This is a genomic window from Bradyrhizobium sp. WSM3983 (assembly GCF_000473045.1).
Lineage (GTDB): Bacteria > Pseudomonadota > Alphaproteobacteria > Rhizobiales > Xanthobacteraceae > Bradyrhizobium.
Map to the genome: position 1 here is coordinate 137,451 of NZ_AXAY01000001.1, position 21,803 is coordinate 159,253.

Annotated in this window: 23 protein-coding genes and 1 pseudogene; 14 read left to right on the forward strand and 10 right to left on the reverse strand. The window is 61.9% G+C overall.

Going from position 1 to position 21,803, the window contains the following annotated elements; translation table 11 throughout:
• Positions 1–458 precede the first annotated feature (458 nt).
• Positions 459–1,298, forward strand: a complete 840-nt coding sequence (locus YUA_RS0100610; RefSeq protein WP_027528884.1) for a formate/nitrite transporter family protein — start codon at positions 459–461, stop codon at positions 1,296–1,298.
• Between the two features lie 102 nt (positions 1,299–1,400).
• Positions 1,401–3,134, forward strand: coding sequence for a bifunctional protein-serine/threonine kinase/phosphatase (locus YUA_RS0100615; protein WP_027528885.1), 1,734 nt, complete (start codon positions 1,401–1,403; stop codon positions 3,132–3,134).
• Between the two features lie 15 nt (positions 3,135–3,149).
• Here the strand turns inward: YUA_RS0100615 and YUA_RS0100620 are convergent, their stop codons facing one another.
• A complete protein-coding gene (locus YUA_RS0100620) occupies positions 3,150–4,067 on the reverse strand; it encodes a dioxygenase (protein ID WP_027528886.1) in 918 nt (305 codons plus the stop codon).
• A gap of 170 nt (positions 4,068–4,237) precedes the next feature.
• On the opposite strand from YUA_RS0100620, the gene YUA_RS0100625 reads away from it, so the two are divergent.
• Entirely contained in the window at positions 4,238–5,512 is a 1,275-nt protein-coding gene (locus YUA_RS0100625) for a serine hydrolase (protein ID WP_027528887.1), read from the forward strand.
• Between the two features lie 150 nt (positions 5,513–5,662).
• On the opposite strand, the gene YUA_RS0100635 is transcribed toward YUA_RS0100625, so the two are convergent.
• Positions 5,663–5,896 carry a hypothetical protein gene (locus tag YUA_RS0100635; protein ID WP_027528888.1) on the reverse strand — a complete coding sequence of 78 codons (234 nt, stop codon included), beginning with the start codon at positions 5,894–5,896 and terminating at the stop codon, positions 5,663–5,665.
• Positions 5,897–6,313: 417 nt separating this feature from the next.
• On the opposite strand from YUA_RS0100635, the gene YUA_RS0100640 reads away from it, so the two are divergent.
• Both YUA_RS0100640 and YUA_RS49715 read left to right on the forward strand, forming a co-directional pair.
• Positions 6,314–7,771, forward strand: coding sequence for a sensor histidine kinase (locus tag YUA_RS0100640; protein WP_051383081.1), 1,458 nt, complete (start codon positions 6,314–6,316; stop codon positions 7,769–7,771).
• A gap of 100 nt (positions 7,772–7,871) precedes the next feature.
• A complete protein-coding gene (locus tag YUA_RS49715; protein ID WP_156947027.1) occupies positions 7,872–8,189 on the forward strand; it encodes a hypothetical protein in 318 nt (105 codons plus the stop codon).
• A gap of 135 nt (positions 8,190–8,324) precedes the next feature.
• On the opposite strand, the gene YUA_RS0100650 is transcribed toward YUA_RS49715, so the two are convergent.
• Together YUA_RS0100650 and YUA_RS0100655 are read right to left on the reverse strand one after the other, a co-directional pair.
• Entirely contained in the window at positions 8,325–9,056 is a 732-nt protein-coding gene (locus tag YUA_RS0100650; RefSeq protein WP_084291885.1) for a cytochrome c biogenesis CcdA family protein, read from the reverse strand.
• A gap of 208 nt (positions 9,057–9,264) precedes the next feature.
• Positions 9,265–9,531, reverse strand: coding sequence for a hypothetical protein (locus tag YUA_RS0100655; protein WP_027528892.1), 267 nt, complete (start codon positions 9,529–9,531; stop codon positions 9,265–9,267).
• 500 nt (positions 9,532–10,031) lie between these two features.
• Here YUA_RS0100655 and YUA_RS0100660 point away from each other — a divergent pair, with 500 nt between their 5' ends.
• From YUA_RS0100660 to YUA_RS0100675, 4 genes are all read left to right on the forward strand, one after another.
• Positions 10,032–11,081 carry a LysR family transcriptional regulator gene (locus YUA_RS0100660; protein WP_027528893.1) on the forward strand — a complete coding sequence of 350 codons (1,050 nt, stop codon included), beginning with the start codon at positions 10,032–10,034 and terminating at the stop codon, positions 11,079–11,081.
• A 29-nt stretch (positions 11,082–11,110) separates the two neighbouring features.
• Complete coding sequence (locus YUA_RS0100665; RefSeq protein ID WP_014497036.1) at positions 11,111–11,482, forward strand: helix-turn-helix domain-containing protein; 372 nt, start codon at positions 11,111–11,113, stop codon at positions 11,480–11,482.
• 342 nt (positions 11,483–11,824) lie between these two features.
• Positions 11,825–13,174: a murein L,D-transpeptidase gene (locus YUA_RS0100670; protein ID WP_027528894.1), complete on the forward strand. Its 1,350-nt coding sequence runs from the start codon at positions 11,825–11,827 to the stop codon at positions 13,172–13,174.
• Between the two features lie 108 nt (positions 13,175–13,282).
• Positions 13,283–14,098, forward strand: a complete 816-nt coding sequence (locus YUA_RS0100675; RefSeq protein ID WP_027528895.1) for an enoyl-CoA hydratase — start codon at positions 13,283–13,285, stop codon at positions 14,096–14,098.
• A gap of 19 nt (positions 14,099–14,117) precedes the next feature.
• Here the strand turns inward: YUA_RS0100675 and YUA_RS43285 are convergent, their stop codons facing one another.
• Entirely contained in the window at positions 14,118–15,017 is a 900-nt protein-coding gene (locus tag YUA_RS43285) for a LysR family transcriptional regulator (RefSeq protein WP_035970278.1), read from the reverse strand.
• Between the two features lie 118 nt (positions 15,018–15,135).
• Between YUA_RS43285 and YUA_RS0100695 the strand changes: the two genes are divergently transcribed.
• The 3 genes from YUA_RS0100695 (at position 15,136) to YUA_RS0100705 (ending at position 17,021) form a co-directional block, all read left to right on the forward strand.
• Positions 15,136–15,429: a DUF1330 domain-containing protein gene (locus YUA_RS0100695; protein WP_027528899.1), complete on the forward strand. Its 294-nt coding sequence runs from the start codon at positions 15,136–15,138 to the stop codon at positions 15,427–15,429.
• 56 nt (positions 15,430–15,485) lie between these two features.
• Positions 15,486–15,803 (forward strand): antibiotic biosynthesis monooxygenase, encoded by a 318-nt coding sequence (locus YUA_RS0100700; protein WP_027528900.1) that lies wholly within the window; start codon positions 15,486–15,488, stop codon positions 15,801–15,803.
• A gap of 651 nt (positions 15,804–16,454) precedes the next feature.
• Positions 16,455–17,021: a hypothetical protein gene (locus tag YUA_RS0100705; protein ID WP_371259860.1), complete on the forward strand. Its 567-nt coding sequence runs from the start codon at positions 16,455–16,457 to the stop codon at positions 17,019–17,021.
• Positions 17,022–17,111: 90 nt separating this feature from the next.
• Here the strand turns inward: YUA_RS0100705 and YUA_RS0100710 are convergent, their stop codons facing one another.
• Positions 17,112–17,303: a hypothetical protein gene (locus YUA_RS0100710; protein WP_245285081.1), complete on the reverse strand. Its 192-nt coding sequence runs from the start codon at positions 17,301–17,303 to the stop codon at positions 17,112–17,114.
• 43 nt (positions 17,304–17,346) lie between these two features.
• Here YUA_RS0100710 and YUA_RS0100715 point away from each other — a divergent pair.
• Positions 17,347–17,640 (forward strand): annotated as a pseudogene (locus tag YUA_RS0100715) (hypothetical protein); the annotation flags it as partial.
• A gap of 155 nt (positions 17,641–17,795) precedes the next feature.
• On the forward strand, positions 17,796–18,083 hold the full coding sequence (locus tag YUA_RS0100720) for a hypothetical protein (RefSeq protein WP_027528904.1): 288 nt from the start codon (positions 17,796–17,798) through the stop codon (positions 18,081–18,083).
• Positions 18,084–18,288: 205 nt separating this feature from the next.
• Here the strand turns inward: YUA_RS0100720 and YUA_RS0100725 are convergent, their stop codons facing one another.
• From YUA_RS0100725 to YUA_RS0100740, 4 genes are all read right to left on the reverse strand, one after another.
• Positions 18,289–18,765 (reverse strand): hypothetical protein, encoded by a 477-nt coding sequence (locus tag YUA_RS0100725; RefSeq protein WP_027528905.1) that lies wholly within the window; start codon positions 18,763–18,765, stop codon positions 18,289–18,291.
• A 257-nt stretch (positions 18,766–19,022) separates the two neighbouring features.
• On the reverse strand, positions 19,023–19,436 hold the full coding sequence (locus YUA_RS0100730) for an ASCH domain-containing protein (protein ID WP_027528906.1): 414 nt from the start codon (positions 19,434–19,436) through the stop codon (positions 19,023–19,025).
• A gap of 38 nt (positions 19,437–19,474) precedes the next feature.
• A complete protein-coding gene (locus tag YUA_RS0100735) occupies positions 19,475–20,554 on the reverse strand; it encodes an isocitrate/isopropylmalate dehydrogenase family protein (protein WP_027528907.1) in 1,080 nt (359 codons plus the stop codon).
• A 134-nt stretch (positions 20,555–20,688) separates the two neighbouring features.
• A complete protein-coding gene (locus YUA_RS0100740) occupies positions 20,689–21,756 on the reverse strand; it encodes an alcohol dehydrogenase (protein ID WP_027528908.1) in 1,068 nt (355 codons plus the stop codon).
• Positions 21,757–21,803 lie beyond the last annotated feature (47 nt).

Here is a 21,803-nt window from a genome sequence, read left to right on the forward strand (position 1 = left end):
TCATAATTGCATCAAAAATTTGCGGCCCGCTCATTTATTGAATATCGATTCGCCCGTTGATTGTGCGTCGCACAAGGCTTGGGCACGCGCCCGTTTTCGCGCCAGCCCGCCTCGGCAAATGCCCGATTTGGCCATCTCCAGGACGGCTATCTCCTTCTAGCACGGGCAAATTCGCCGTTCTGAGTGCTGCCCATCGTTGCCGGATCGTCTGGCACATCGATTGCTTTCATTCTGCCTAGTCAACGATGACTGACAGTGAGCCGGAGCGTTAAGCCACCGAAGGCCACTGGGAAGCCTGTTCGCTGGTCCGCCAAGACGCGGTCATCGTGACGCTATCCCTTGCGCATGTCGGTGCCCTCCTTCGTTCCCGTCCCACGGAACGCAAAGCTCGCTGTCTGACAGAGGCGTCGATCCGGCACGGGCCGGGTCGATCGTGCATATGAGCAAAGGAGCTGTTGATGTCGTATCTCGCACCTTCGGAATTCGTCACCAAGATGGTGGACGCAGGCGAATCCAAGATCTTCATGTCCACCCGGGATACGATCATCCGCGCCTATATGGCCGGGGCCATCCTGGCACTCGCGGCCTGGTTCGCCGTTACGATCAACGTCAACACCGGCCAGCCCATCATCGGCGCGCTGCTGTTTCCGGTCGGCTTCTCCATGCTCTATCTCCTGGGCTTCGACCTTCTCACCGGCGTCTTCGTGCTCGCCCCGCTCGCCTTGCTCGACAAGCGCCCCGGCGTCACGCTCGGCGGCGTCCTGCGGAATTGGGGCCTCGTCTTCATCGGCAATTTCGCAGGCGCCCTGACGGTGGCCTTCATGATGGCTTTCGTGACGACGTTCGGATTCACGCAGGACCCGGACAAGGTCGGCGCGGCCATCGGCAATATCGGCGAAGGCCGAACGCTGGGCTACGCGGCGCATGGCGCCGCCGGCATGGCGACGCTGTTCATCCGCGGCATGCTCTGCAACTGGATGGTCTCGACCGGCGTCGTCGGCGCCATGATCTCGACCACGGTCCCCGGCAAGGTGATCGCGATGTGGATGCCGATCCTGGTGTTCTTCTACATGGTGTTCGAACATTCCGTGGTGAACATGTTCCTGTTCCCGTCGGGACTGATGCTCCACGCCAAGTTCTCGATCATGGACTATTTCATCTGGAACGAGATCCCGACGGTGCTGGGTAACCTCGTCGGCGGCCTCGCCTTCACCGGACTGACGCTCTACACGACCCATGTGCTGACCAAGCCGAAGCGCGAACCGGCCGCGAAGGCGCAGACCCGCGCCGCGGCCTGATCGATCGAAGGTCAACAAGGGAGCCTTGTCTAACAAAGGAGCCTTGCCTAACAAGGGAGCCTTGCCTGATAAGGTGAGGCTCCCTTTCTATCGGTGGCGAGGATGGGCCGCGGGCTGCAAATTTCGATCGGGCAGCACTCCGACAAAGGGCGCAAGCCGGTCAACCAGGACTTTCACGGCGCCCTGATCCCGGGGGAGCCGCTGTTGAGCCTGAAGGGCATCGCTGTCGTCCTCGCCGACGGCATCTCGAGCAGCGCGGTGAGCCAGGTCGCGAGCGAGTCCGCGGTCAAGAGCTTCCTGACCGACTATTACTGCACCTCCGAATCCTGGACGGTGAAGACGTCGGCACGACGCGTGCTCGAAGCCACCAACTCATGGCTGCACGCGGAAACGCGTCGCAGCCAATACGCCTATGATCGCGACAAGGGCTACGTCTGCACCTTCACCGCAATGGTCGTCAAATCGACCACGGCTCATATTTTTCACATAGGCGACTGCCGGATCTACCGCGTCGACGGCAAGATACTCGAGCAGCTCACCGACGATCACCGCATCATCGTCTCGTCGGAGCAGACCTATCTCGGCCGCGCGCTCGGGATCAACCCGCAGATCGAAATCGACTACCAGGCGCTTGAGGTCGGAAAAGGCGACGTCTTCCTGCTGGCGACCGACGGCGCCTACGAGTTCCTCGATCATCGCTTCGTCACGAGCACGCTCGATGCCCATGCCGGCGATCTCGACGGCGCGGCGCAGACCATCGTCGAGGAGGCCTATCGGCGCGGTAGCGACGACAACATCACGGTGCAGATCTTGCGCGTCGACGAGGTGCCGCAGACCGGCTCATCCGACATTCTTGGCGGTACGGCCGAACTGCCGCTGCCGCCGTTGCCGGAGCCGCGGGCACTGTTTGACGGCTACCGCATCGTCCGCGAAGTGCATGCCAGTAGCCGCAGCCACATCTACCTCGCCGTCGACACCGAGACCGAGGAGACGGTTGCGCTGAAGATCCCCTCGATCGATCTCCGCGATGACCCCGCTTATTTGAAGCGTTTCCTGATGGAGGAATGGATCGCGCGGCGGATCGACAGCCCCCACGTCCTGAAGCCTCGCGCGCGGTCCAAGCGGCGCAACTACCTCTACGTCGCGACCGAATTCATCGAGGGGCAGACGCTGCGACAATGGATGCTGGACAATCCGCGCCCCGACCTCGAGACGGTGCGCGACATCGTGGATCAGATCGCATCGGGCCTGCGCGCCTTCCATCGCATGGAGATGCTGCATCAGGATCTGAGGCCCGACAACGTCCTTATCGACAAGACCGGCACCGCGAAGATCATCGACTTTGGCGCGGTCAGGGTCGCCGGCATCGCCGAGGCGTCGCCAAATCCAGCCGACGCCGAAATCCTCGGGACGGTGCAGTACACCGCCCCGGAATACTTCCTTGGCGAAGGCGGCTCACCGCGCTCGGACATGTTCTCGCTGGCGACCATTTGCTACCAGATGCTGACCGGAGATCTGCCTTACGGCGCCCAGGTCGCCCGTATCAGGGGACGATCGGACGCCTGGAAGCTCCGATATCGTCCGGCCGGCCACGATGACCGGGCGGTCCCGGTCTGGATCGACGGCGCGCTGCGCAAGGCGCTGCAACCCGATCCCAACAAGCGCCACGAGGACCTGTCCGAATTCACCTACGAGCTCAGAAACCCGAACCCGGCCTATCTCAGCACGCGGACCACGCCCCTGATCGAGCGCAATCCGCTGCTGTTCTGGAAGCTGAGCACGGTGGTCCTGGCCTGCGCCGTTGTGACGCTGCTCGCCCTGCTACATGCGCGCTAACAGGGCCGGTGCCGGTCAGGCCGGTTCAGCCGCCTTCGTCCCCAGCGGTTTCGGCGCCATGCCGCCGCCAGGCTTGAGGTGGAATTCGTAGGTCATCAGATGCCATTGCCCGTTCGCCCTGGCGCCGTCGGGCATCTCGAGGTCGTTGCGCGGCTCGACCTTGGCAACGAGGTCGTCCTTGACTCCAAACACCACGTCGGAATCGAGATATTTGTCGCCATCCATGAAGACGTGGGTGATCAGCGGCTCGTAACCCTTGGCATTGACCAGGAAGTGCACATGCGCCGGACGCATCGGATGGCGTTTGGTCTGCACGATCATCTCGCCGACCGGCCCGTCCGTCGGGATCGGATAACTGCACGGCAAAATCGTGCGGAAGAAGAAGCGTCCGTCGGCATCCGTGATGAAGCGCGCCCGCGCCGAGGCGCCGACCTCGTCATAATTTGCCTTCTGTGAATCGTAGAACCCGTCGTCATCGGCATGCCAGACATCGACGGGGACATTCGCAAGCGGCTTGCCATGGAGATCGGTGACGCGGCTTTGCACGAACATCCGCTCGCCCGTGAGATTGTTCGGCGAGATATCGGTGCCGTGCGCAGTCACCTTGTGCTCACCGACATAGAACGGGCCGAGCACCGTGGTCTGGGTCGCGCCGTCGCGGTCGCGATGGTTGACCGCGTCGACCAGCATGGAGACGCCGAGCACGTCGGAGAGCAGGATGAACTCCTGGCGGGTGTCGGTGCATTTCTGGCCGGTGCGGGTCAGGAAATCGATGGCGTATTCCCATTCCTCGAAGGTGAGACCGGTCTTGCTCACGTAATCGTGCAGCGACTTCACCAATTCCTGGAGCAGGAATTTCGCACGCGTATCAGGCGTGGTGTCGAAGCTTTTGACCACGGCTTCGGTGAGTTCGGTCTCGTTGAACTGGGTCATGGTGCGTTTGCCTTGAGCTTTCTCGTTGGCCCCATGGGGATCCTTGGGCTCCCTGGAGGCATTCCAGACTGGAGCCTACACCAATCGCCGGCCTCGCGTTAAGTGCGACCCGCTTGGAATAGGCCGGTCATTTCGGCTATCAACGCCTGAGAAAACTGCCGGAGGAACTCATGCTCGCCCCTACCCCCGCCTCGCCCGAATCCGTGGGCATGTCCAAGGCCGCGCTCGACCGCGTCGATGCGCATCTGAAGAACCGCTACATTGATGCCGGCCGCTTCCCGGGCACGCATCTCCTGGTCTACCGCCGTGGCAAGATCGCCCACAGCTCGGTGCAGGGCCTTGCCGATGTCGAGCGCAAGGCGTCGGTCAAGGACGACACCATCTACCGCATCTATTCCATGACCAAGCCACTCACCAGCGTCGCCTTCATGATGCTGGTCGAGGAAGGCCTGGTCGCGATCGATGAGCCCGTCGCCAAATACATTCCGGAATGGAAGAATCTCGGCGTGTTCGTCGCCGGCACCTCACCGGCCTTCCTGACCCGGCCGCCGTCCCGGCCGATGCTGATCGTCGATCTCCTGCGTCACACGTCCGGGCTGACCTACGGCTTCCAGCAGCGCTCCAATGTCGATGCCGCCTACCGCGCCGAGAAGATCGGCGAGGTCGAGAAGGCCGGCACGCTCCAGACCATGATCGAGAGCCTTGCAAAAATCCCGCTGGAGTTTTCGCCGGGCGAGGCCTGGAACTACTCGGTCGCGACCGACGTACTCGGCTATCTCGTCGGCAAGATCTCCGGAATGCCGTTCGAGCAGTTCCTTAAAGCACGCATTCTCGATCCGCTCGGCATGACCGACACCGACTTCCACGTGCCGGCCTCGAAGGCGCACCGCTTCGCCGCCTGCTACAACGCCGATCCCAGCGGTGGATTCACCTTCCATGCCGGCCAGCGCCGCGAGGGCCTGACACTCCAGGACGATCCGACCAAGAGCTCGTTCCTGTCGCCGCCCTCCTTCATCTCCGGCGGCGGCGGGCTGTGCTCGACGATGGCGGATTATCTCACCTTCTGCCGAGCACTCCTCAACGGCGGCGAGCTCGGCGGCGTCCGCTTGATCGGGCCGAAGACTCTGGCGCTGATGACGAGCAACCACATTCCGGGCGGACAATCGCTGCCGGAAGTGTCGCGCTCGCTGTTCTCCGAAGCCGCCTATAACGGCATCGGGTTCGGTCTTGGCTTCGCCGTAACGATGCGCCCGGCGGAGACGCTGATCGCCGGCAGCCCCGGCGAATATAATTGGGGCGGCGCGGCCACGACCTCGTTCTTCATCGACCCGGCCGAAGAACTGATCACCATCTTCATGACACAGGTGCTGCCGTCCAGCGCCTATCCGATCCGACGCGAACTGCGCAGCATGGTCTATGCCGCGATCACCGAGAGCAATCTGTAGTTTCCGGACGCTTGTTGCAACGGGCGCCGCGAGTCATCGCGGCGCCCGTTGCTTGTCTGCTCAGTGGAAATGGCCGATCAGATAAATGCCGCCGCCGATCACCAGCACGGCCGGCACGGCCCACAAAATAAGAACTGGCATCTGTCATCCTCAGTTTGACGTGCAGACCTTGACGGTCTTCATGCCGGCCTCAGCCTCGGTGCGCGACTTGTAGATCGCGCCTGAGGGACTGACGACCGTCATGCTCGTATCCATCGGCTTCTTGTCGACGATCGTGCACTTCTTCGTCTTGACGTCCTGCACGACGTAGAACTCGTCGGCCGCAAACGCCGGTAGCGAAAACGCAGCAACCATCAGTGCCGCGATTGCGATCCTCAACTTCATTCTCTCCTCCTCCAATTGCCGGGTTCCACATCCGGACGATTCACAAACGGGAAAAAATGGCAATTTGTTCCTATCGCCGGAACGTGACCTGACGTGAGATGTTGAAGGAGCGATCGTCCTCTCGGAGTTGATGCCATGACATCGCATCGACAAGCGCGGATCGCCGGGCTCAGTCTGGCGGCCGTGTACACCATGTGCCTGCTGCTCACCGCAATCAGCATGAGTTGAAGCGCCGGCGGCTGCGCTGCAAAAACCCGCCCTGGCCTGCGCGCCGGATATGAAAATTATGGCGCCGCGCAAATCCTGCCCGTATGGTCTGACAATATCATAATCCGGCGCCGCAGCGCTGGAACCGGGACGCCCGCGTTGTCAAAGCTCACCTTGCCGGTCCGGCTCGCTCTCCTGGTTGCGGGAACGATGTTGCCGTTGATCGTCTTCGCCGTCGGCCTCGCTTATTCCAACTATCGCCAGGACCGCAGCGATGCGACGCGCCGGGTGCTCGAGACGGTACGAAGCATGCGCCTCGTGCTCGATTCCGAGGTGCAGCGGATGACGGGCGGCCTGCAGGTGCTCGCGCTCAGCGAATCCTTACGCAAAGGCGACTTCGACAGTTTCCGGCGCTCGGCAGTCGGGTTCATCAGCCAGTATGGCGAGGATAGCGTCCTGCTGCTGGCCGACAGGTCCGGGCACCAGCTGTTCTCGACGGTCACGACCGAAACCGCGAACCTGCCACTGCGCAACAACCACGACATCATCGAACGGGTCTTCACGACGAAGACGCCGCAATTCTCCGATCTTTTCATCGGGTCGACCAAGATGCGCCCGATCGTCACGGTCGAAGTCCCGGTGCTGCGCGACGGCGAGGTGGTCTACACGCTCTCCTTCAGCCCGCCGATCGACATCTTCCAGCATCTGGTCGAGCGGCAGCGCCCGGACGAGCAATGGACCGTGTCGCTGCTGGACAGCAAAGGCGTCGTGTTCGCGCGCGCCCCCAATCCGAACGAGACTTTCGGCAAGCAGGCCTCACCGTCGCTCTTTGAGGCGATGTTCCGCTCATCCGAGGCAGTGCTGTCGAGCGTGTCGCTCGACGGCGTTGCGCTTGCCTCGGCCTATACGCGGTCGCGGCTGACCGGCTGGACCGTCGCCGCCGGCGTCACCGAGAGCTCGCTGATCGCACCGCTCTGGCGCAACATCGCGATCACCAGCCTGATCGGCGGTGTGCTGCTTCTGGTCGGCCTGACCTTTGCGATCAGGATGGCGACCACGATCGCGCGCGGCGACATGCTGCACAATCTCCTGATCGAGGAGCTCAACCACCGCGTCAAGAACACGCTGGCGCTGATGCAGGCGATCGCGGTGCAGACTTTTCGCAGCGCCAGCCGCGACGAGCGCACCAAGTTCGAGGGACGTCTCTGCGCGCTGGCCGAGGCACATAATCTCCTCAGCCAGGAGAAGTGGGCAGGCTCGGAGCTGAGGGACGTGATCGCGCGCGTGCTGCAGCCATTCCTGCTCACAAATCCCGATCGTATCCGGATGAATGGCCCCGCCGTACCGCTGTCGCCACGGCTTGCCGTGGTGCTGTCGATGATCGTGCATGAGATCGCGACCAACGCCGCGAAATACGGCGCATTGTCCAACGAGACCGGCCGGGTGACGCTGGACTGGCAGATCATGGAGGACACGCCGAAGCCACGGCTGCGGCTGATCTGGACCGAGACCGGCGGACCATTGGTGACAGCGCCGGTGCAGCGCGGCTTCGGCTCGCGCCTGATCGAGCGCAGTGCCCGCGACCAGCTCGGCGGCGAGGCGACGGTGGACTTCCTGCCGCGCGGCGTCGTCTGCACGGTGATCTGCGCGCTGGATGAAACGCGGTGACTCGGAAGGCGTACTGACATGACTGCGCGTCGGCCTTGGGCCGCAAGGCAGCATTCTGTGCTAAGCATGCTATGTTCGGAGAGCAAATGGAGACGTGAGGTTGGCTCGCGCAAAGACGGTGGAATATTTGGCTTTCCTGCTGCTCACTACGCTGCTTGCAGGTGTCTTCGCTTTTGTTTGGTCATTGTCGCCGTTGGGATTTGGTTTTGCGGACGGACCAGCCGACCCGATGATTAGGAAAATTGCTCTAGCAATGATTGCGGCCTCGTATTTTGTTGGAATGCCTGCGCTTTTGATAGGACAAGCCGCTTCCCCAATACTTTGGTTCTTTGGACAGACACGAGGCGCATATATCGTCCCGCTCTTGAGCATGGGTTCGTTCTTGCTTTGCGCAATCATAGCATTCTTGCTCTGGTAATTTTCGCTTCGGGCAGTTCTGGATCCCGCGAGAGCCCAAGCGCCGACGTCCGCAATGGGTCAAACGCCGACGGTGGCGACCGCACAAAGTCACTTCCGTCTTAGCGTTGAAAGCCGCCACGACGAGCCGCGCCCGCTAGCCGATCGTCTGCAGCGCCGGAAACGTCTCCAGCAGCCAGATGCTCACATTGGAGACCGCGCCGGTGAGGAAGCCGATGCCGGTGATCACCATCAGCACGCCCATGGCGCGCTCGACATTGACGAGGTGGCCCTTCATGCGCGCGAACAGCTTTGAGAACTGCTCGATCATCAGCGCCGCGATCAGGAAGGGAATGCCGAGGCCGGCGGAATAGACCGCGAGGAGGCCAGCGCCCTTCGTCACCGTCGCTTCCGCCGCGGCGATCGAGAGGATCGCGGCGAGGATCGGGCCGATGCACGGCGTCCAGCCGAAGGCGAAGGCGAGCCCCATGACATAAGCGCCCCAGAGGCCTACGGGTTTTGGCGCGGTCAGACGCCCCTCGCGCATCAACAGGCCGATCCGCGTCAGCCCCAGGAAGTGCAGGCCCATGATGATGATGACGATGCCGGCAAGGATCGACAGTTCCGCGGACCAGGCGCGGATCAGTCCGCCGATCAGCGAAGCGCTGGCCCCGAGCGCCACGAACACTGTCGAGAAGCCGAGCACGAACAGCACCGCCGCCATCATGATCGCGCGCTTCGAAGCCGAGGCCGGCTCGTCGTTCTCGACGTGCTCGATCGTGGCGCCGGTAAGGTAGATCAGATAGGGCGGAACCAGGGGCAGGACGCAGGGCGAGAGGAAGCTGACGAGACCGGCAATCAGCGCCGCTGTAATCGAAACATTTTGCATGATGCAGTCGGAGCCATCCCGGGCCCTCGGGCTGGACGCGGGAAATGCGCACACAACCGGAGCCGAACCGGCTTTGGTGTAGCCGATGCCGGGGAATCCGCAACAGAGGCGCGATCAAACCATGGCTCCTCCCGATGCCGTCTGCGATCACAGATGCGGCATCGGGACGCGCACAAATCTCGCCAAAAAGCGAGGTTCGGCGGCGCGGCTACTTCACCACGCGGAGCAGCGGACGCCGGGGCTGGTCCTGCGTCTGCTTGGAAGGGGGCAGCGGTTCGCTGGCAGCGCTCCGCAGCATTTCGTCGCACAGTGCCTTGAGGTCGGCACTGTCAATTCCTTTGAGCTTCATCCTGACATCGAGGATGACGATCGAGAGCAGCTCAGCCGACTCTCGGCTGTTGCTCTCATTGAGAACCTTGCGGCACTCCTCGAGCGTCTCGAGCACCGACTGCAATTGTTCGTCTGAATGCGACACCGGAGTTCTTTCCGTTAATTCGGGCTGCGAGACGTGCTTGAAACAATCCCCTCGGCCCCCAAAGAGAGCCAAGGATAACATGCGGAGTCCGCGCCCTCGAAGATGATTTCGATGTGTTTCCGCGTCGAAACCGCGGTTCCAGACGGCATTGTCAAGCGGCGCAGGCCTGAACGGTCAAAGTTGAAACAGTCAAAATTGAAACAATCAAAGGTGAAATGCCTGGGCCCGCGCGATCGATCCATCAAACGAGTGCGCGCGACATTTCGCACGCCACCCTCCGGTCCACATTGACCCGGCAATCCCGCAGCCACGGCAAGGCTCGCAACGGAACGCACGCGTACCCCTCTTCCGGGCAGCAACTCGCCCGATTCCCAACCCAAGCACACTCAAATACCACTTCGGGCGCGGTAAGTATGGCGTTCAAAACTCACCGTTCCCCAACCCGTCGTGGTTGTGGTTCGCGCTAGATTCTGCCAGTTTAGCGCCCTGAAGGGACTTGTATGCACTCCTTGGCGGAAAGGGGCGTTCCACTGCAGGAACGCCTAAAGACAAATATCAGCGGCCTCTCCGATTGGGATGCGGCCCGCATCTTTTTGGAAGTCGTTCGTTGCGGCAGTTTCCGCTCGGCGGCCGAACGCTTGTCTCTGTCGATCAACGCTGTCCGCCGCCGAATCGATGATTTTGAGCGCCAGACCGGCACCACCCTGTTCACACGCGATGTCCACGGGACCCATCTCACCGATGAAGGCGCGCTGGTGGTCTCCGCCGTCGAGCGCATGGAGGCGGCAGCCTTCGACGTGTTGCGCACCAGCGATTCGACCGCCAACGCCCTCACCGGCGAAGTCCGCGTCGCCGTCACCGAGGGACTGGGCACCTTCTGGCTCGCCCCGCGGCTGGTGGAATTCCAACAGGCCTATCCGAATGTCCTGGTCGACCTGCATTGCGCGATGCGCTCGGCCGACGTTTCCCGCCACGAAGCCGACGTCGCCATCCATCTGTCGCGGCCGTCGGCGCTCGACGTCAAGCTGGTGCGGCTTGGCCGCATGCATTTGATGTTCTGGGCTTCGGAAAAATACCTTGAGAAATATGGCACGCCGCGCTCGGCCCTCGAACTGATCAAGCACCGCCTGGTGCTGCAATTCGCCGACCAACTCGCCGCCAAGGAAACTTTCGAGAGCTTCTTCCCGGGCGTTCCGGAACGTGACCTCCTGGTCATGAAGACCAACGTCTCAAGCGCCAACTACTGGGCTGTCGCGAATGGAGCCGGAATCGGCGTATTCCCGAGCTACGCCATTGCGCTTGGCGGGAAGTTGATTCCACTGGAGGTCGAGTTGAACCGACCGCTGGATATCTGGTTGTCCTACCATCCCGGTAGCGGTCGGATTCCCCGCGTGCGGCACATGATTGACTGGCTGATCGAAGCTTTCAGTCCGGCTCGCTTCCCGTGGTTTAAGGAAGAATTCGTGCATCCGCATGAATTCAAGGACTCGTATATGGGCGAACCCCTGACCCAGCTCTTCGGGGGATTTTCAACCGAAGAACAAAGGTGAAAACTAAAATGAAAGCAGCGGCGAAGAGAATGAAGCAGCGCAGTGCCGGCAAGCCGGACATTGAGCTGGGCAAGCGGATCCGTCTGCGGCGCGTCGAGATGAAGATCTCGCAGGCCGAGCTGGGCGAAAAGCTCGGCGTCAGCTTCCAGCAGGTCCAAAAATACGAGAAAGGCGTCAATCGCGTCGGCGCGGCTCGGCTTCAGCAGATCGCCACCGCCCTCGATGTGCCCGTGACCTTCTTCTATGACGGCGACAACAAGGCGCGCGAAGTCGAGAGTCTCCTGTTCCTGGACTCGGCCTTCAGCCTCCGCCTGCTGCGCGCCTACAGCAAGATCAAGGATCAGACGGTGCAGCGGCAGCTCGTTTCGCTGATGGAATCGATCGCGGCGAACGAAGCCTGAGATCATCGACGGTCTGGCCTTCACGGCCAATGTTCAATCCGCCGCGCCGCGGGGGCGCGGCCGGATTGGGCGAGGCCTGATTGGCAGAACCTAGGCTTGCGCGCCTTACGCGCGGCCTTCGATTTTTGGGGCGGCTTGGCCGCTCTTTTTTTGGCAGTTCGTCGCGGTTTTCGCGAACCCGTCCCAACCTCGTTGCGACCTAATCGAGAGCCTTCGCGTCGGACGCACAGGGCCTCGTGCTTAATGGGACCGCAACCCTGATGCCCTAGCTTCTCGCCGATTTCGCGAATCAGCGCACGCAGCACAGCGGCCGGGAATTGCCTCTTGGGGAAAACCAGACAGATGTCGAAACGCCATGCCGTGATCATTGCCATGGGCCTCCTTGCCAGCGCTTCCGCGCTCGCGCAGACCGAGACCACAGGCCAGGCCGGCCCCAAACCCGCCGCCCCGTCCGGCATCGTGCCGGCGGCCGCCAACCCGGCTCACGCCGCGGCCCCAAAAGCAGCCACTGCGGCACCGGCTTCGACCGCCGAGAGCCGCTCCGCCGCAGCCCTCGCGCTGACGCATGAGCCGACCTATGACGAGGGCACCGCGCAGCGGATCAAGGACGCGGCGCTGAGCTATTCCGATCTCGCTGTGCGCGGCGGCTGGCCGACGATTCCTGCGGACGCCAAATTTGCGCCCGGCGACCAGGGCGCCAATGACGACCTCCTCCGCAAGCGGCTGATTCTCTCGGGCGACCTCGCTGCCGAGAAGGCGAGCGGCGCTTTCGGCCAGGATCTCGCCGATGGCGTGAAGCGCTTCCAGGTCCGCCACGGTCTTGCGCCGACCGGCACGGTGACGCCACGTACGCTCGCGGCCATGAACGTCACGGTGCAAAAGCGCATCCGCCAGCTGGAGGCGTCACTCGAGCGGCTCGAAAACACCAATTTCAGCTTCGACCAGCGCTACGTCGTGGTCAACATCCCGGCCGCCTTTGCCGAGGCGGTCGAGAACGACGTCGTGGTACGGCGCTATCGCGTCATCGTCGGCAAGACCGAAAAGCCGTCGCCGACGCTGACGGCCCAGATCACCGGCGTGGTGCTGAACCCGACCTGGACGGTGCCGTCCTCGATCGCCAAGACCGAGATCTCCGCCCATATGCGCAAGGACCCGACCTATCTGTCGCGCATGCACATGGAGGTGCTCGACGGCCACGACAATCCGATCGATCCGCATTCGGTCGACTGGTCGGGCACGCATGCGCCGAACTTCACCGTGCGCCAGCAGAACGGCACCTTCAACGCGCTCGGCGCGGTGAAGATCGACATGCCGAATTCCTATTCGGTCTACATGCACGACACCAACCAGCGCAATCTGTTCAGCGACGACTACCGCTTCGATTCCCACGGCTGCTCCCGCGTCGACAATGTGCGCGATCTCGCCGCCTGGCTGCTCAAGGACCAGCCAAAGTGGACGCGCGCCGCGATCGACGCGGAAATCGCCACCGGGCAGCATCAGGAAGTCGCCATGGCCAGGAAGGTGCCGGTGGCCTGGATCTATCTCACGGCGTGGATGACCAAGGACCAGACCATCCAGTTCCGCAATGACGTCTATAACCAGGACGAGCAGTTGCTGGAGGCGACCGCCGAGGAAGCCGCGTTCTTCAGCAATGCCGGCAACCATCCGCTGACCGCGCATATGGCGCAGTAGGCATGCAATCGCGGCACGGGCGGATGCAGGTCCCCTCGCCCTGCCGCGGTTGACCTGGGCCTTGGCCCGGTCGCACATTGCGCCTCGTCAACGACAAGCGAGCGCGCGATGCCCGATCTCTCCAATGAAACTCCCTACGCCAACGGCAAGATCATCACACAGGTCACCGACGGCGTCGGCGTGATCACCTTCAACAATCCCGACAAGCGCAACGCGATGTCGCTGGAGATGTGGGAGGGATTTGGCGAGGCGCTCATAAGCCTGCGCGACGACAACGCGGTGCGCGTCGTGATCATGCGCGGGGCCGGCGGCAAGGCGTTCGTCTCCGGCGCCGACATCAGCCAGTTCGAGAAGACCCGCCACAATGCGGCTGCGTCCGAGGAATACGGCAAGCGCAGCGCCGCCCAGCGCGCGCTGCTCGCCGATTACCCGAAGCCGACGATCGCCTGCATCCAGGGGTTTTGCCTCGGTGGCGGCATGCAGGTCGCGATGCTCGCCGACATCCGCATCGCCGCGCATGACAGCCAGTTCGGCATTCCCGCGGCCAGGCTCGGCATCGCCTACGGCTATGACGGGTTGAAGCACCTGGTATCGCTGGTCGGCCCGTCCTGGGCGCGGCTTCTGATGTACACGGGCATGCGCATCGATTCCACTGAAGCGCTGCGCATCGGCCTCGTCGAGCGCGTGATCCCCGACGACCAGCTCTGGGGCGAGACCATGATGATCGCGGAGACGATCTCGCAAAGCGCGCCGCTCGCGATCAAGGCCGCCAAGATCACCATCGCAGAGGTGCTGAGGGACGAAAGCGCACGCGACATGGATGCGATCAAGGCGATCGGCACGGCTTGCATGGACAGCGCAGATTTCCGCGAAGGCCGGCAAGCCTTCATGGAGAAGCGCAAGCCGCAGTTCCAGGGGAAGTAGCCTCGGCGCCGGACGAGCCTCATACAGCCTTGGTGGCCCTCGCATGCCGATGACCAGCCAACCGGGAGCCTTGCAAGATCTCCCTCAAGGCCTGAACATTCGCAGAGCCCGCTCCCTTGCGCCAGATGAGCACAGTCCACGCCCGGTTCTCTGTTCTTCCCAACGGGTGGACGCTCAAAAGTCTCCTGTCTGGAAAGGTGGCCAGAACGCTCCTTGGAATCAGCGCCACCCCCATGCCCGCAACAACGCAACCTAGCATGGCGTGATATGACGCCAGTTCGATCAGGCGTTCCGGCATTTCGTTTCGCTTCGCGTACCAGTCTTCAAGCCGCTTGCGATGCGGGCATCCGTGTTCGAAGACGATGACGGTACGCGGCAGGTCACTGCCTTTCTTGCCGATCGGCGAATGATTGGCGGCCGCAATAATCACCAATTCTTCCTCGAAGGCGAGCGCTTTCTCAAATGGCTCATCGGCTATTGGTTCGGCAACAAGCGCCGCATCGAGATCGCCGGCGAGGATGGCGCTCGCCAGAACCTGCGGATTGCCCGTGCGAAGCTCCAGAACGACGCCTGAATGCCGTTGATGGTATTCGCTGAGCAGTCCCGGCAGCCTGACAGCCGCCGTGCTTTCCATCGCGCCAAGGCGGAACGTGCCGCGGGGTCTTGCATCTTGCAGAGCATCGCGAGCTTCATCGGCAAGAGCGAGCAGGCGATTGGCGTAACCAAACAGCACTTGGCCCTGGGGCGCCAGACGCAAGCGTCTACCCTCTCGTACAAAGAGAGCAACGCCGAGATCCTCTTCCAACTGCCGGATACGGGTTGTGACATTGGACTGAACGCGGTGCAGCCGCTCGGCCGCGCGAGTCACGCCGCCTTCGCGCACGACCGCGACGAATATCCGCAGATCCGACAGATCCATATATCTCTCACAGTGATCAATTAGATCATAATTATTCATTATATGTGATATCTTGCATTGGGTAAAGATCGCGGCACCGACGACGGCTTCTGCCGTCCGGGAAACAAAGGAGAATGATGTGCCGAAGGCCTATTGGATTGTGCGCGTGTCGGTTCGCGATGAACAAAATTATCCCGAGTATCTTGCTGCGGCTGAGCTAGCATTCAAGAAATTCGGCGCAAAGTTCATTGTGCGTGGAGGAGCGTTCGAACGAATGGAAGGAAACGCCCGCGAACGAAACGTCGTGGTCGAATTCAAGGATCGCCCCACGGCCGCTGCCTGCTACGCAAGTCCGGAATACCAGGGTGCGCGGGCTATTCGCCAAAAGTACGCGGACGCCGATTTCATCATCATTGATGGCATCGCCGACTAGGGCGATCGTCGCCGCAAAGCCTTGAACAGAATTCGTCCCACGCAGGGGATTATCTGATGATCGTCACCGTATTTCGCACGCGAATGAATCTAGGTGCCCAAGATGAATATGGGCCGATGGCAAAGCGCATGAGCGAGTTGGCGCGAACAATGCCCGGCTACATATCGCACAAGGGTTTCATCGCGGACGATGGAGAGCGCGTGACGATCGTCGAATTCGAGACGGAGGAAGCGCTCCATCAATGGCGGATTGATCCCGAGCACGGAAAGGCAAAGCGGCGTGGGATCGAGTCCTTTTTTAGCGAATTCAGATTCCAGATTTGCAGTGTCATTCGGGAGCGAGTGTGGACTGCAAAAGCAACCGGCCGCGTTTGAATCGGCATCGATCAGATGGCAGTCAATGTCCATCATTGTGGACGCGGCGAGGCCATCCAGGATCTTCCCGCAGAGACGGTCGGGATCGCCTCGCTGCGCTCGCAATGGCGACGTCGAGGCGCCCAACGCGTCTGGAGCCGTCAGCCCACCTGAACCGTCATTCACGAAGATTAAATTCCTCACCCCCGTGATCGGACGCAGGCCTTATTCACGGGTCTCATAAAACCGGTGCGTTCCTACCATTCAGCGCGTAGCGCTTGCGCGCTGAAGCCGCGCGAATTCGGTCAATGTAACTGTCGGGCCAAAATCCAACCGCCCGCAACAATCATGTGTTCACGCTTGAGCATTCAGGCTACACTTTCAAGTATTCTAAGAGGCCCGTTACGAAGCAGGGCCAACCGATATTGAAACCAATTGCGCAATCCTTCGTCTGCGCCTCGCACTAGAGAGGTTGCCATGAAGCACATTTTTCATCGTGCAGTCGATGACTGCCCGCTACAACGGTGTTCAGCGCAAGCATGTCGTCGTCGCCGTCGCCTCCTGAGCGCGGCGCTCTGCGCAATGTGCATATTCCAGTTCGCGACTGAAGCTGGCGCTCAATGCACGGCACGAGATGTATTGCAGAACCAACTGAAGCTGAGGAAAGCTACCTTGGCCCGTGCGCCGCACGCTCTGGTCAGATCAGCCGCCGATGTCCCGGCGTGGAAGACAATTACACTAGGGACTTTTGCAAATTCATTCGCCCTTCGTAACGCCCTGGACGCGGTTGGTTGCAACGTCGGAGGGCTTGCTGCGGAAATTCTCGCACGGCCGGCCTTTGTCGTCACTTCGACGAAAAACGACGTTCGGCTTGTTACTGTATCGGCGGCCGAACTGGGCTTTACGACCGACAGCGTGACCTTGGCTGCAATTTACGCGCGCGCTATAGAGCTGGGCTTTGAGCTTGCGGCACCGGAGACCGGCCCACAATTGAGACTTCAATATTTTGACCAACCGATAGGTGAATTCCTTATCATCGGAATGGAGCCAATCAAGACGTGGAGCGGCGAGCTGGTCATTCTGAACGTAGCCAATGGCGGAGCCGGACTTATCCTGATTGGTCAGGATGGCAAGGCTGACGCAGAAATATCTGCGACCTCCCGCGTGGTATTCGTGCGGTCGGATGAAGCCGTGCCGGCTGACCAGCTCGAGAAGGCAGCAGCATTCATGCCACCCTGAATTCAAGGTGCCAGTTGGCGAGCAACTTCGCAGACCCAACATGCCATATCAAGAAAAGGCGCGAACGGCTCTGGCGGCATCAGCGGGTGCTCACCTCTGTGTCGGAGAAATTCCAATCCGATGAATTTCCATCTTCTGGCCGACGCCCTTCAAATTCTCGTGGTCGCGCGATGCCGCGTGTCCCTTGACGATGTCACTGACGCCGGGGGCTTCCATGACGGCTTCGGTCAGGCACACTTCGTTGACGCCGGCGAGGCCTTGCACGCGTGCAGCTATATTCACGTCCTGCCCGAAGTAATCGATCCGCTCGTTGAACCGTACGCCGCTGCTGCTCGAGCCGATCATGAAGCTGGAGGTGATGACCCCGGAGGACTGCACCGGCCTCGTCATCGGAAACTTGAATTTGCGGCGCGGGCAGATCCAGGGGCAGGACACGCGTGGCGGCGTCACCGTCATCAACGCGATGGTGCCGCTGATCACCATGTTCGGCTACGTGAATCACTTGCGCTCGATGAGCCTGGGGCGCGCGCACTTCACGATGCAATTCGATCACTATGCCCCGGCACCCTCGCCCGAGAATGATCCGCCATTTCGGCCTGCGATCGGGATGCGTGCTTGAACGAGGCCTCGCGAAATTGGGACGGCAGGATAGAAGCGACGTTTTCGCTCCTGTGAACACCTGTTCAGGAAGATTAAATTCCCCGCGCCCTTGCGCTGCGATAGCAACCAATTGATCTGCCGCAGGTTCTCCCGCCACCAACGAGGGAGATCGCGATGAAACTCAAACTTGCTGTTCTTGGTCTGGCTGCCCTGGGCGGCGCGGCGCTGGCGTCGGGACAAGCGCTCGCTGCGATGCCCAACGGCATTCCGCAGGCCGATCAGGTCGCAGGCGGTCCAGCTGCGCATGTCGATCAGGTGCGCATGGTCTGCAACGCCTGGGGCCGCTGCTGGTGGCGCCCGAACTATTATGGCGCCTACGGCTATTATGGCGGCCCTCGACGCTTCTACGGTTACGGCCCGCGCCCGTGGGGCTGGGGCCATCGCCACTGGCACCGCTGGTGAATTCGAGGGGGCCGCAAGGCCCCTTCGTCTTATGAGGCGTTTTGCACGCACGCGATCCGGTCCGCTGGCCGACAGGGACGATCCGTCTTCACGACTCCAGTCGGCTCTTCAGCAGGTCGCCCGGCCGGCCATGCGCCGCCGGCCCGGACACCACCCAACGCGAGGGATCAACTTCCTTCGTGCAGGACCTGTGAACATTGCGCTGTCATGAGCCGGGCGTTCTAACGACGAGCTTTATGTTTAACAGGCTGACGCCCTTGAATGGGTTCGGCGCGCTTTCGATCGTTCCCGTGCCGGTGGCGTTCGCATAGGCACCCGTGCCCGAAAGGATCGTGTATTCGCCGGTTGATTTGCCGTCCTTTGCCGAGCCGACGTAGCGCGCCGTAATCGAGCCTTCCTCGAACGTATAAGTGCTATAGCCGAAGAAGGGGCCCGACCCTTTGAGCAAGTCCGAACTATTGACGAACTCTTTCACCCCGACACGGCCATCGTTGAAGACGGCGACGCCAAAGAATTTGCCGGACACAATCGTCTGTCCTTCGACGTTTGCTACCTCTATGACCTTGACGTCGATCGGCTTGGTGACGAGCTTGAACTCGAGCACTTGCTCACCGGCTACAGCGGTCGACGCCGCCACGGCCAATGCCACGCCAGAAAGGAAAAAGGTGAGAGACTTCCGCATAGGCTCCTCCTGCGCTTGTTGAAATCAAGTCAAGAAGTGCCGGCGAGCTACACATCATGTCCCGGCGTTTCGCGGCGGCACAAAGGGGAGCCCTCGGCGACGCCCCGGCAGCGGCTGAAGCATTCTGTACCCCAAGGCGCGCAGGCAGGGACGCAAGTATAAGTCCCAAGCGATGAAAAAAGGTTCAGATTCCGGCTGGGTATAATTGTATGCTGAGGGCTTGCTTGGCCGTTTTGCGGGGCCATCGCGAACATCAACTATGGTTTCGCAGGCAGATCCCCGAAAACCTCGATCAGGCGAAAGCGCTCGCACATGAGCATCATGTCTTCGCTGAATCGCCCGAGCCGACCGAAATAGGTGCGATGGGCGCCGCGCCAATAGGCGAGGCTTCGATCGCCCTCCCCCTCATCGTAGGCAAAGGCGGCGTCGACGTCATTGAAGCGCCGATAGGTGATCTCGACGGACTCGATGACGCAGCGCGGCTCTCCCCGTCCATCAAGCACGACCCAGCGCTCGCCGGGCGTCGACGTGTTCGGTTCGTCTTCTGTGCTGCAGGTCGCAGTCTTGACGCCCTTGACGACGAGTTCGAGCAATTCATCCGCAAGCGCCGGACTGTCGCCGAAGGCAAAGCTCCGGAGATGTCGATAGTGTTCGGGCACCGGTTTGCACATGAACTTCCAGCTCCACTGATATCGACCGCCTGCAGCACCTACAGCGCCGCAAGCACCGCCTTCGTAATATCGGACGTGCCGTTGCTGCCACCGAACTCCATCGGCTTGAGGCCGCCGGCATAGACCTGGTCTACCGCGCGCTCGATCCGCTCGCCCGCCTCGGCTGCGCTCTCGACGCCATGCTTGTCGGCGAGCCAGTCCAGCATCATCGCCGCCGACAGGATCATGCCGGTGGGATTGGCCTTGCCCTGCCCCATGATGTCGGGCGCCGTGCCGTGGCACGGCTGGAACACCGCGTATTTGTCGCCGATGTCGGCCGACGGCGCCATGCCGAGGCCGCCGATCAGGCTCGCGGTGATGTCGGAGACGATGTCGCCGAACATGTTCTCCATCACCATCACGTCGAAATCCCAGGGACGCTTGACCAGCATCGCCGCGCAGGCATCGACATAGAGGCGATCGGTCTTCACCTCGGGATGCCTCTTTGCGATCTCGTCGAAAATGCCGCGGAAGAACGCAAACGCCTTGAACACGTTCGCCTTGTCAACGCAGGCCAGCGCCCCCGGCTTGCCGCGCGCCTTGCGCCGCTCGGCGAGGCGAAACGAGAAGTCGAACAGCCGCTCGGAGGTCTTGCGCGTGATCACCATGGTCTCGCGCGCGTCCTCATGCGTGACCACGCCCTTTCCCATCGAGGCGAACAAGCCTTCGGTGGACTCGCGGATCACAACGAGATCGATGCCGCGCTTGTCGGCGCCGACGATCGGGCTCGGCACGCCTGGAATGAGCCGCGCCGGCCGCACGCCGGCATAGAGATCGAAGATGAAGCGCAGCTCGATCTGCGGCGCGATCTCGGTATTGTCGGGATAGCGCACCGAGGGCAGGCCGCAGGCGCCAAGAAGGATCGCGTCCGCCTCCTCGCAGAGCTTGATCGTGGAGTCCGGCATCGACTTGCCGGTGGCGAGATAATTGTTGGCGCCGGCCGGCGCCTCGGTGAAGCGGAAGCGCAAGTCCGACTTCGCCTCGATCCTGCGCAGCACCTCGAGCGCGGGCGCCATGACTTCGGGTCCGATGCCGTCACCGGCGAGCACGGCGATGTGGAAGGCGTTGTTTGCGGACATGGGGATTTCCTGCGCGAAAGTCTGAGTGAGCCCGTCATTGCGAGGAGCTCTTGCGACGAAGCAATCCAGGCTGTTTCCACGGATGGATTCTGGATTGCTTCGCTTCGCTCGCAATGACGGCGGAGAGAGTGAAGTTACGGCGTCAGCACCGTGCGCCCGACCACTGCGCCCTGCTGCAATAGCACCAGCGCGTCGTTGGCCTTGTTGAGCGGCGCCTTCGTTACCGGGATCGGCGCCACGTTCTTGGCGCGGACGAGATCGAGCAATTCCTGCGTCTCACGCAGGTTTCCGACATAGCTGCCCTGGATCGTCACCGCCTTGATCGGGATCAGCGGCAAGGCCCAGGTCGCGCCGCCGCCGAACAGGCCGACGATGACGAGCTTGCCGCCCTTGGTCAGGCAGTCGAAACCGAGCTGCGTCGTTGCAGCATTGCCGACGAGATCGATCACGGCACGGATCGGCCCGCCCGCCTTCTTCGCCAACTGCTCCAGCGCGTCCGGCGCCTTGGGATCGACGGTCGCCAGCGCGCCGGCCTTTTCCGCGGCCTCGCGCTTCCTGGCGTCGATGTCGACCATGATCGCCCCCCTGCCGCCCATCGCCTTGAGCAGCGACAGTGCCATCAGGCCGAGACCGCCGGCGCCAAACATCACGATCGGCGTGTCAAAATGTTGCTCGACCTTCTTCAAGGCGCTGTAGGTGGTGACGCCCGAGCAGGCATAGGGCGCAGCCGACGCGGGATCGAGGCCCTTCAGATTGAGCAGATAGCGCGGATGCGGCACAAGCATGTGATCGGAATAACCGCCGTCGCAATAGACGCCGAGCGAGCGCGGCGTCAGGCACATGTTCTCGTCACCGGCGAGACACGTGGCGCATTTGCCGCAACCGATCCAGGGATAGACGAGACCGACATCGCCGAGCTTGAGGCCGCCCTGGTCGGTCGGCTTCACGTCCGGACCGAACGCGATGACCTCGCCGACGGTCTCGTGGCCCATGGTCAGCGGCAGATTGATGCCGCGGTCCTTCAGTGACAGCGGCTTGCGGCCATGGCCGAGATCGTAGCCGCCTTCCCAGATGTGGAGATCGCTGTGGCAGACGCCGGCGGCCTTGACCCTGATCAGCACCTGCGTGCCCGACGGCTGCGGCGTCGCCTCGTCGAACTCCTGCAGCGGCGCCTTGAAATCGGCGACCTTGAAACTCTTCATCGGCATCCTCCCGGCATACTCTTCGTCGCGCCACCATGCCACGGGCG

Bases quoted from the DNA above. Each gene is read 5' to 3' on its own strand.
- YUA_RS0100675 (WP_027528895.1), top strand. From the start codon at position 13,283: ATGCCCGATCTCTCCAATGAAACTCCCTACGCCAACGGCAAGATCATC.
- YUA_RS0100620 (WP_027528886.1), bottom strand. From the start codon at position 4,067: ATGACCCAGTTCAACGAGACCGAACTCACCGAAGCCGTGGTCAAAAGC.
- YUA_RS0100700 (WP_027528900.1), top strand. From the start codon at position 15,486: ATGATCGTCACCGTATTTCGCACGCGAATGAATCTAGGTGCCCAAGAT.
- YUA_RS0100615 (WP_027528885.1), top strand. From the start codon at position 1,401: ATGGGCCGCGGGCTGCAAATTTCGATCGGGCAGCACTCCGACAAAGGG.
- YUA_RS0100650 (WP_084291885.1), bottom strand. From the start codon at position 9,056: ATGCAAAATGTTTCGATTACAGCGGCGCTGATTGCCGGTCTCGTCAGC.
- YUA_RS0100635 (WP_027528888.1), bottom strand. From the start codon at position 5,896: ATGAAGTTGAGGATCGCAATCGCGGCACTGATGGTTGCTGCGTTTTCG.
- YUA_RS0100670 (WP_027528894.1), top strand. From the start codon at position 11,825: ATGTCGAAACGCCATGCCGTGATCATTGCCATGGGCCTCCTTGCCAGC.
- YUA_RS0100625 (WP_027528887.1), top strand. From the start codon at position 4,238: ATGCTCGCCCCTACCCCCGCCTCGCCCGAATCCGTGGGCATGTCCAAG.
- YUA_RS0100640 (WP_051383081.1), top strand. From the start codon at position 6,314: ATGTTGCCGTTGATCGTCTTCGCCGTCGGCCTCGCTTATTCCAACTAT.
- YUA_RS0100740 (WP_027528908.1), bottom strand. From the start codon at position 21,756: ATGAAGAGTTTCAAGGTCGCCGATTTCAAGGCGCCGCTGCAGGAGTTC.
- YUA_RS0100730 (WP_027528906.1), bottom strand. From the start codon at position 19,436: ATGTGCAAACCGGTGCCCGAACACTATCGACATCTCCGGAGCTTTGCC.
- YUA_RS43285 (WP_035970278.1), bottom strand. From the start codon at position 15,017: ATGGATCTGTCGGATCTGCGGATATTCGTCGCGGTCGTGCGCGAAGGC.
- YUA_RS0100660 (WP_027528893.1), top strand. From the start codon at position 10,032: ATGCACTCCTTGGCGGAAAGGGGCGTTCCACTGCAGGAACGCCTAAAG.
- YUA_RS0100720 (WP_027528904.1), top strand. From the start codon at position 17,796: ATGAAACTCAAACTTGCTGTTCTTGGTCTGGCTGCCCTGGGCGGCGCG.
- YUA_RS0100610 (WP_027528884.1), top strand. From the start codon at position 459: ATGTCGTATCTCGCACCTTCGGAATTCGTCACCAAGATGGTGGACGCA.
- YUA_RS0100735 (WP_027528907.1), bottom strand. From the start codon at position 20,554: ATGTCCGCAAACAACGCCTTCCACATCGCCGTGCTCGCCGGTGACGGC.
- YUA_RS0100725 (WP_027528905.1), bottom strand. From the start codon at position 18,765: ATGCGGAAGTCTCTCACCTTTTTCCTTTCTGGCGTGGCATTGGCCGTG.
- YUA_RS0100665 (WP_014497036.1), top strand. From the start codon at position 11,111: ATGAAGCAGCGCAGTGCCGGCAAGCCGGACATTGAGCTGGGCAAGCGG.